The sequence below is a fragment of the Psychrobacter sp. 1U2 genome (assembly GCF_051847575.1).
The window spans coordinates 48,260-56,089 of record NZ_JBPYDC010000020.1 but is presented as its reverse complement, the minus strand read 5'-3'; the positions used below and the strand labels follow the sequence as shown (position 1 = coordinate 56,089).

Here is a 7,830-nt window from a genome sequence, read left to right as displayed (position 1 = left end):
TTAAAAGCCATCTACGGCGCTGATACGCTTGAGATAGCAGAGGCCAATCTTGAGCACTTTGATGAGGTGTGGGGCAAAGAGTACCCGCATGTCGTTAAGTCTTGGCGCAATAACTGGGAGGGCTTAACGGTGTTCTTTGAGTATCCTAAAGACATCAGAAAAGCGATTTATACCACCAATGCTATTGAGTCGCTAAACAGTGTGATTCGGACAGCGGTGAATAAGCGTAAGGTGTTCCCCTCTGATCAGGCTGCATTCAAGGTAGTATATCTGGCAACCCAGCAGGCGTCTAAAAAGTGGTCGATGCCCATTCGTAACTGGACGTCTGCTTTGAATCGCTTTATGATTATGTTTGATGATCGTATCAGTAAGCATTTAATCTAAATGGCAGTTACACAGAATCTGGGATGGTCTCATAGCCTATGGTGGGTTAATTAGCGTAGCCCACCACAATTATATTAATCAGGGAAGTTCCTTTAAAGTATATTTTCGTCGTCTTACTCTTCTAAATCATTCTTCTGAGCCTCAGCTATCAACTCTTTCACACGAGCACTTTCTCTTAGCACGCAAGCCTCATAGGCAGAGAGAGTTTCAGCTTCCTGCTCTTTTTCCTGATCTTGCTTAGCCTTGGCTTCTAGATACTCTTCAAGTTTTTGTTGGTCATCTTGCTTCGAATTACTCATCACTGACTCCTCATATTATTTATTTTCTGATGCTACTATTCGATTGAGCATAGCGGCTAATCGCTCGTTATTTTCATCAATATACTTTTCACCCAGCGCTAATATCTCATCCGGTGATTGTACCGTTTTGGGATATTCTTTTAGTCCACTTTGGATAGCTGCATTACCATTAGAGACCATTTTAGGTAGACTCTCTTTTGTGACTTCAAAATGACATTGCCAAGCGAGTACCCAAGTGTCTAATTCTGCGTGCAATGATGTTTGATAGACGAAGCCTTGATTCGTCCATGCCTCTGTCTCAGCGATAATGCTCGCGCCTTTCGGACAATCAAAACCTTCCCCGTGCCAGTGAAATACCGTAAAGGACTGTTTGGGCAGATCTTGTAATAACGGATGCGCTTGTCCTGCCTGTGTTAATTGCATCGGCAACCAACCGATTTCTTTTACGCCAGACGGCTTAACCTTAGCGCCCAAACAATGCGCGATAATTTGCGCGCCTAAACAAACGCCAATTACTGTTTTGCCCGCGTCAATGGTTTGGGTAATCAGCCGTTTCTCTTTGATAAGCCAAAGGTGCTTTTCTTCATCGTGCACGCTCATAGGCCCGCCCATGACGATTAGCCAATCAAAGCTATCAGGTGCTGGCAGCTCGTCATTATCGTAGGAGCGGCTAATGGTAATAGGATACTGATGACTATCCGCCCACTGCCTGATAAAGCTTAAGTCAGCGTAATCGGTATGGAATAAAGCGTGAATACGTAATGTCATAAGAGAAACCTTGTGCAGAATACAATCAAGTAAGCTTTCTAATCACAAATCGCTAAATATTGACGAACCACGTTATTCATACCTTGTTCTAGCGATTCAATGGTAAAGGCATGACCAATCGACACCTCAGCAATATCACCGAGGCTTAGTAAGTCGGCTAAATTCTCTAAGTTCAAATCATGACCAGCGTTGACACGCATCCCGTTTTCGCTAGCAAGGTTGATACAGTCATTAAAGCGCTTTTTAACCTCAGCGAATTTACCCTTATCATCATTCTTATTTTCATAAGCACGCGCCCATTCTTCAGTGTACATCTCTATCGTTTGTACGTCGCTGTCGATGACGGCTTTGATTTGCTCGATATCAGGATCGATAAATACCGCGCAGCGCGTACCAAAGCCTTCAAGCTCATGGCTTAACTCTGATAAAAATTTATGATGTTTGATAATATCAAAACCATGATCGGAGGTCAGTTGATCTTCGCTATCGGGTACGAGGGTACATTGATGAGGTTTGACCTCACGAATCAGTGTTAGAAATTGCTCATTGGGATTGCCTTCGATATTGAATTCAATGTCTTTATAATCTTTTAGATACTCACTGATATCATAGACGTCTTGATAGCGGATATGACGCTCATCGGGCCGTGGATGAACGGTAAAGCCTTTAACCCCGAGATCAATCAGCTTTTTTACAAAGGTTAATAAGTTAGGATAATCGGTACCGCGCGAGTTACGAATTAAAGCTAGTTTATTTAAATTGACGCTAAATAAGGTACTCATACTATTTCCTTTTTCATTATCGTTATGGATTGGGCATTAGTCATTGAAGGTTAGTAAAAGTCGTCACGACTAGCATACTTTTTATTGAGTGCTTTTAGAATAGCATAGGTCTCTACATCCATTATGCCTGTTGGATTTAGAGGTCTGAAATGTAACTGAAAGGCATAAATAACATCACGGCTGGCTTTATCCCACACGCCCGTATCGTTGATCTGATAGCCATAATCACGGAAGGCCTGCTTGACCTCCCGTATCGTTGGTGTTGATAATATAACTTCATTAGCGAAATAACGTTTATCGGCTTCATCATACCAAGCGCCAACACCGTACTCTTCATGTAGTCGTTGCCAAGGGAACTTGGCACCCGGGTCAATCTTACGCGAAGGAGCAAGGTCAGCGTGACCGATGATATTCTTTGGTGAGATCTTATAGCGCCCCGCGATATCTTGCACCAATTGCGCGACCTTTTTAATCTGTAGATCATCAAATTCTACAAAATGCGAATAGGGATGATACTCTAGCTCGCTATCTTTTAGCGCGTTTAGATACTGCGGCTGAATCCCTTTATTGACAATTTCGATACCGATAGAGGTATCATTCAAGATAGTCCGACCAGAAAAACCACCATCACCTGCGTGCCAAGCGCGCTCACTCTCAGGCACTAAGCTATAGATATTATCATCATCGCTATCCATAATCAGATAGTGAGCGCTGACTTGCCCTTGGGTCAATAGCTGGATAGAGCGCTCATTATCACTGACGGTATAGTGCAGCACGATAAACTTGATACGTTGGCTCTTACCGGTTGATTGATAAGTCTCGCTATCGACGGTGTAGCTCTCAGTAGTCGCGATTTGAGAAGTCGTAGTGACGCAGCCTGTTAGAGATAGCGTTAAGCCACAGAGTAACGCGAAAAGTACGTTTTTTGCCATAAAATACTAACCCTTCTGAATCTTCTTCTTTAAAACCGCCTTCCAACTCTCCTCTAAGCAATCAATCACCAGCCAAGGCTCAATCACCTCAGCAGTATGTTTTTCTTTAGAATTAGAGAGCTGCCAAAGTTTTTCAAGCGTCGCGAACGGATAAGGGCGTTCCACCAAATAAACCGGTAAATCTGCGTCAAGTATGCCATCATGTACCACTTCAAAATACCAACCGGCAATACCTTGTTTACTGATCCAAGACGCGATATTTGGCACCTTAGTAAACTGCCCAATTTGATCGTTGATCTTATAGCAAGGACGGCGTGGTTGTACGATACGTAATTGCACGCTCTCAGTATTCTCGACTTTACCATATTGAAAAACGTCGCCAATACAAACTGTGGATTCCGTCATTTCAGGCAAGCCGTTCACTGCTTCAGTGATGAGGTTTTCGCCTAGAGTTCCGACTCGTACCTTTAGCTCGAACTCATCATTAATCCGCTGATAAGTCGCTGTTGGCAGTTGATGCACCGCTTTTAGGGGGCCGCCATGATGTTTACGATCGGCTTGCTCGTCGGTGACGAGTCCCATAAAGTTAACCACAACTGGCGCTTTGATCGATGCTTTATCGATAGCGCTCATGGCTTCGCGAGCGAATGGCATGGCTTTGCCTGCTCGCACCTCGATTAAGGTGGCGATATGTAGAGGCAGCGGCTGATTAAAATCAGTGGTAGCTGTTGAGGTTTTTTTAGTAACAGAGTCTGTATTGGCGGCGCTCATTGAATATCCTAGCAGGTAGTCACGTGAATGAAGCTATAGTAGCGCAAACTTAAGGCGATTTTTAGTTTAATTACTTTTCTAATTCAGAGAAAACTTAAGCGTAAAGACCATAAAAAAAGACCAGATAAATTATCCAGTCTTTATATCATTTAAATGCATTAGGGGTTTTTAGAGATTAGTTACGGCGACCGGCTTTTTTCTCACGCGGCGTCGCGACTAATTCCGCTAAGCTCTCAGGCGATGACCATAGGCCCTCTAAATCATAGAACTCACGCGCAGCTGGCGTCATCATATGCACGACGACCGAGCCTAAATCGATCAAGGTCCAGTCAGAATCGGTGCCACCTTCACGGCCTAAGGGCATAAAGCCTGCTTGCTTGGCATCAGCGCCTAAGCTATCAGCCATAGCGCGGACGTGGCGCTTGGAGGTGCCCTCAGCGATAACCATACGTTCCATCACGTCGGTTAAATCCTCCACATCGAGTACAGTGATGTTCTTAGCTTTCATACCGTCCAAAGCAGTGGTTACTAGCGTTAAGCATTCTTCTAAACGTTCGTTAGTCATAGTGTTGGTCATAAATTTGGGTCTCTTTAATCGTCATTAGCTATAGAAAGTGAATCGTCATCGGCCAAAAATAAGTGGTGATGACTATAATAAGGTGATTTTAACGGAATTAGTCTGCAGAATATAGCTCATGCTGCACAATATAGTCATAAACCGCAGAATGTAGGTGTTTAGATAGATAATGGCAGTCTTTAAGCAAGCTATCTTTTATAATGGGGGCGGTCACAGACGCCAGTAATTGGTGGCGAATTTCGGTGCTAGATACTTTTTTTACCGGTCTTAAGTCTATATAAATGAGTCCTTTTCGTAAGGTTTTCAAGCCTTTATTTTCTAAAGCTGGCGTTTCTAAGCCGTCAATAGAAAGAGCAATCAGTTCGCTAACAGATTCAACCACTTGCTTTTGTAACGAAACGGGTAGTTGGCTGATTAAAGTAGTTCGCTGTTTAGCGCTTAAGGTTTTTTTATTATCTAAGGTGTTATGCTGCAAGTTAGTGTTTGTAGGATAAGCACTGGCATTGGCACTGCGATCAAATACCCAAAGATGAACGTAATCAGTCAGTTTCAGCCCTTGTTTCCATCTCTCCAAGCTACGCGCGCTATCCATACCCATGACAAATATCAAGATATCTTGCGGATAGCGCAGCCGTAAAGTCTGTACGCTATCGATAGTATAAACTGGCGGTTCTTGCCAAAGCTCAAGCTCATCTACGCGTAATGGTGTGTCTTTTATAGCCAGCTTTAGCATGGCTAAGCGATGCTTGGGATCGGTACTTTGTTGTTTAAAAGGCGAGCGGGCGTTGGGTAATAACGACACTTGTAGCTCGAGATTTTGCTGAGCCGCTAAAGGCGCAAGAGAGTGGTAGACTTGCATTGCCATCTCGATATGAGCGCTATGCACTGGATTAAAAGAGCCGCCCAAATAGGCGCGGATAGTAGGGAGAGAAGGTTTAGTCATGGCGTCATTATAACGCTTGCCGATAGATTTTTCTGCTTAATAAGCAGTAATTATCTATTCATAATAATCTATTCATAATAAAAAACGCTCAACATCATGGTGCTGAGCGTTTTTGTTTAAAACCAATAATTATTTAGATCCTTTTAGATCAAGTCGCTATATGCTTGAATAGCAGTTAAGGCAATAGTATAGACAATATCATCGACTAGAGCGCCGCGCGATAGATCGTTAACCGGTTTGTTTAGCCCTTGAAGCATAGGGCCGACACTGATGACATTAGCGCTACGCTGTACCGCTTTATAAGTGGTATTACCAGTATTGAGATCAGGGAAGATAAACACATTGGCTTGACCGGCGACCTTTGAATCCGGCGCTTTTTGTTTACCGACACTCATCACAGAGGCCGCATCATATTGTAATGGTCCATCTACTGCTAGATCCGGTGCGCGCTCACGGACGATTTCGGTTGCACGGATGACTTTTTCGACATCAGCGCCGGTGCCTGATGAGCCGGTCGAGTAGCTGATCATCGCCACTTTGGGATCGATACCGAAGGCGGCGGTAGACTGTGCCGATTGAATAGCAATCTCGGCTAGCTCCTCAGCAGTTGGATCCGGATTGATGGCGCAATCTCCGTAGACGACGACTTGCTCAGGTAATAGCATAAAGAATACCGACGAGACTAAGGAGTACTGCGGCGCGGTTTTGATTAGCTGAAACGCGGGACGCACAGTGTTGGCAGTAGTATGAATCGCGCCGGAAACTAGACCGTCGACCTCGTCCATTTCTAGCATGATAGTGCCTAAGTAGACGGTATCTTGCAAATATTCAGCAGCGACCTCACTAGTGGTTTTACCTTTACGGCGCTCAACCACAGCCTCGATATATTTGCCCATATCGAGACTAGCCGGATCGATGATCTCAAGCCCTTCTGGCAAAGTTAGGTCACGGTTTTTGGCGACTTGCTCGACTTCGCTACGCTGGGCTAGTAGCACGCAATCGGCGATACCGCGGCTTTGACAGATACAGGCGGCTTCTACGGTGCGCGGCTCAGAACCTTCTGGTAGCACGATGCGTTTTTTGGCATTTTGCGCTTTTTTGACCACTTGATGACGAAAAGCGGCAGGCGAGAGACGCGGGGTATAGTTACCGCTAAAGTAGGTTTTAATCCAGCTCAGATCCAAATGTGCAGCGACATAACGTGTGACTTCCTGCGCGCGCTCGGTATCATCGCTCGGTATCTCAGCGCTCATCTGTAGCAGGTTTTGTACCGTCTCAAAGCTATCGGTCTCGACACTCATGACGGGGATACCAGTCTTCAACGCCGATTGCCAGAGCTCAGCCACAGTTTCGTTAGGGGCAACGCCACCTGTCAACACTAGACCAGCTAATGGTACGCCATTGATACAAGCCAGACCTGCTGCTAGCAGTAGATCATCACGGTCGCCTGGCACCACGATAAGCGTACCGCGCTTGAAGACTTCATCAACGCGCGAGACGGAACGTGCGGTCAGACTAATATCATTGATACGCCGCGATTTGGCTTCGCCGACATTCAGCCAAGTTGCGTCAAGCTCAGCGGCGATATCCCAAGTGCGCGGCACTGATAGCGAATCACTGAATGGCACGACACCAATTAGGCGGAAACGCTCGCTATGAAAATGCGGCGATAGGCGTTGCACCTCTTGTACAAAGCTTTCATCTAAGCTGACTACTGCCTCACCAGGAGCAACGGGCTGAGTCTCAAAGGTATTTGGTACGTCATGTACCCGCATTAGGATGCAGCCGAGCGTACGCTCATGAGCGATACCGCCGAATTCGCGCGCGTGTACATCGAGCTTGTCTGCTAGATAAGCAGGATTGCTCGTATCGACAGTGCTGACAAAGATAATCTTCGCGTCCAAAGCATGGGCGATAGCTTGGTTAATCTGTGAAGCGTAAGAGGCTTCGGTCGTTGGCACTAAGCCTTCACAGATAATGACATCCGGGTCGCCCTCGATACTGTGATAATTGCCAATGACTTCTTCCATCAGCTCATCCAGGTTACCATCGCCGATCATGCGTTCAACGCGCTGACGGTTGATCGATTTGGGCGGCGTGAGGCCAAAGGCATGCATAATAAGAGCGCTTGAGCTATCTAAGCTGTTTTGTTTATCTAAGGTATCATCTTGCAAGAATGGCTTCATAAAACCGGCTTTGATACCGTTATAATCAAGCGCGCGGATGAGACCAAGAGCGGCTGAAGTCACGCCGATACCGCGACTGATAGGAACCAATAAAATAGTTTGCATAGTGTATCCTACGGTTTGTTATATTTTTAATGACTGGGTATGTATGATAAATGACTATTGTTTTGCTATTTAGCGACTGGCTT

Annotated in this window: 9 protein-coding genes; 1 reads left to right on the top strand and 8 read right to left on the bottom strand. The window is 45.3% G+C overall.

The window, feature by feature from the left end; all coding sequences use genetic code 11:
* On the top strand, nt 1–384 hold a 384-nt coding region (locus tag ACS8FD_RS10210), incomplete at its 5' end, for a transposase (protein WP_439275741.1).
* Between the two features lie 113 nt (nt 385–497).
* Here the strand turns inward: ACS8FD_RS10210 and ACS8FD_RS10205 are convergent.
* The 8 genes from ACS8FD_RS10205 to pta form a co-directional block, all read right to left on the bottom strand.
* Nucleotides 498–683, bottom strand: coding sequence for a hypothetical protein (locus ACS8FD_RS10205; RefSeq protein WP_439275740.1), 186 nt, complete (start codon nt 681–683; stop codon nt 498–500).
* Between the two features lie 15 nt (nt 684–698).
* A complete protein-coding gene (locus tag ACS8FD_RS10200) occupies nt 699–1,451 on the bottom strand; it encodes a type 1 glutamine amidotransferase (protein ID WP_439275739.1) in 753 nt (250 codons plus the stop codon).
* A 38-nt stretch (nt 1,452–1,489) separates the two neighbouring features.
* Entirely contained in the window at nt 1,490–2,233 is a 744-nt protein-coding gene (locus tag ACS8FD_RS10195; RefSeq protein ID WP_439275738.1) for a pyridoxine 5'-phosphate synthase, read from the bottom strand.
* Between the two features lie 50 nt (nt 2,234–2,283).
* Complete coding sequence (locus ACS8FD_RS10190; RefSeq protein WP_439275737.1) at nt 2,284–3,165, bottom strand: N-acetylmuramoyl-L-alanine amidase; 882 nt, start codon at nt 3,163–3,165, stop codon at nt 2,284–2,286.
* Nucleotides 3,166–3,171: 6 nt separating this feature from the next.
* Nucleotides 3,172–3,936, bottom strand: coding sequence for an MOSC domain-containing protein (locus ACS8FD_RS10185; protein WP_439275736.1), 765 nt, complete (start codon nt 3,934–3,936; stop codon nt 3,172–3,174).
* A gap of 175 nt (nt 3,937–4,111) precedes the next feature.
* Nucleotides 4,112–4,513: a ribosome silencing factor gene (rsfS, locus tag ACS8FD_RS10180; RefSeq protein WP_439275735.1), complete on the bottom strand. Its 402-nt coding sequence runs from the start codon at nt 4,511–4,513 to the stop codon at nt 4,112–4,114.
* 97 nt (nt 4,514–4,610) lie between these two features.
* Nucleotides 4,611–5,456: a nicotinate-nicotinamide nucleotide adenylyltransferase gene (locus tag ACS8FD_RS10175; protein ID WP_439275734.1), complete on the bottom strand. Its 846-nt coding sequence runs from the start codon at nt 5,454–5,456 to the stop codon at nt 4,611–4,613.
* Nucleotides 5,457–5,599: 143 nt separating this feature from the next.
* Entirely contained in the window at nt 5,600–7,747 is a 2,148-nt protein-coding gene (gene pta, locus ACS8FD_RS10170) for a phosphate acetyltransferase (RefSeq protein WP_439275733.1), read from the bottom strand.
* Nucleotides 7,748–7,830 lie beyond the last annotated feature (83 nt).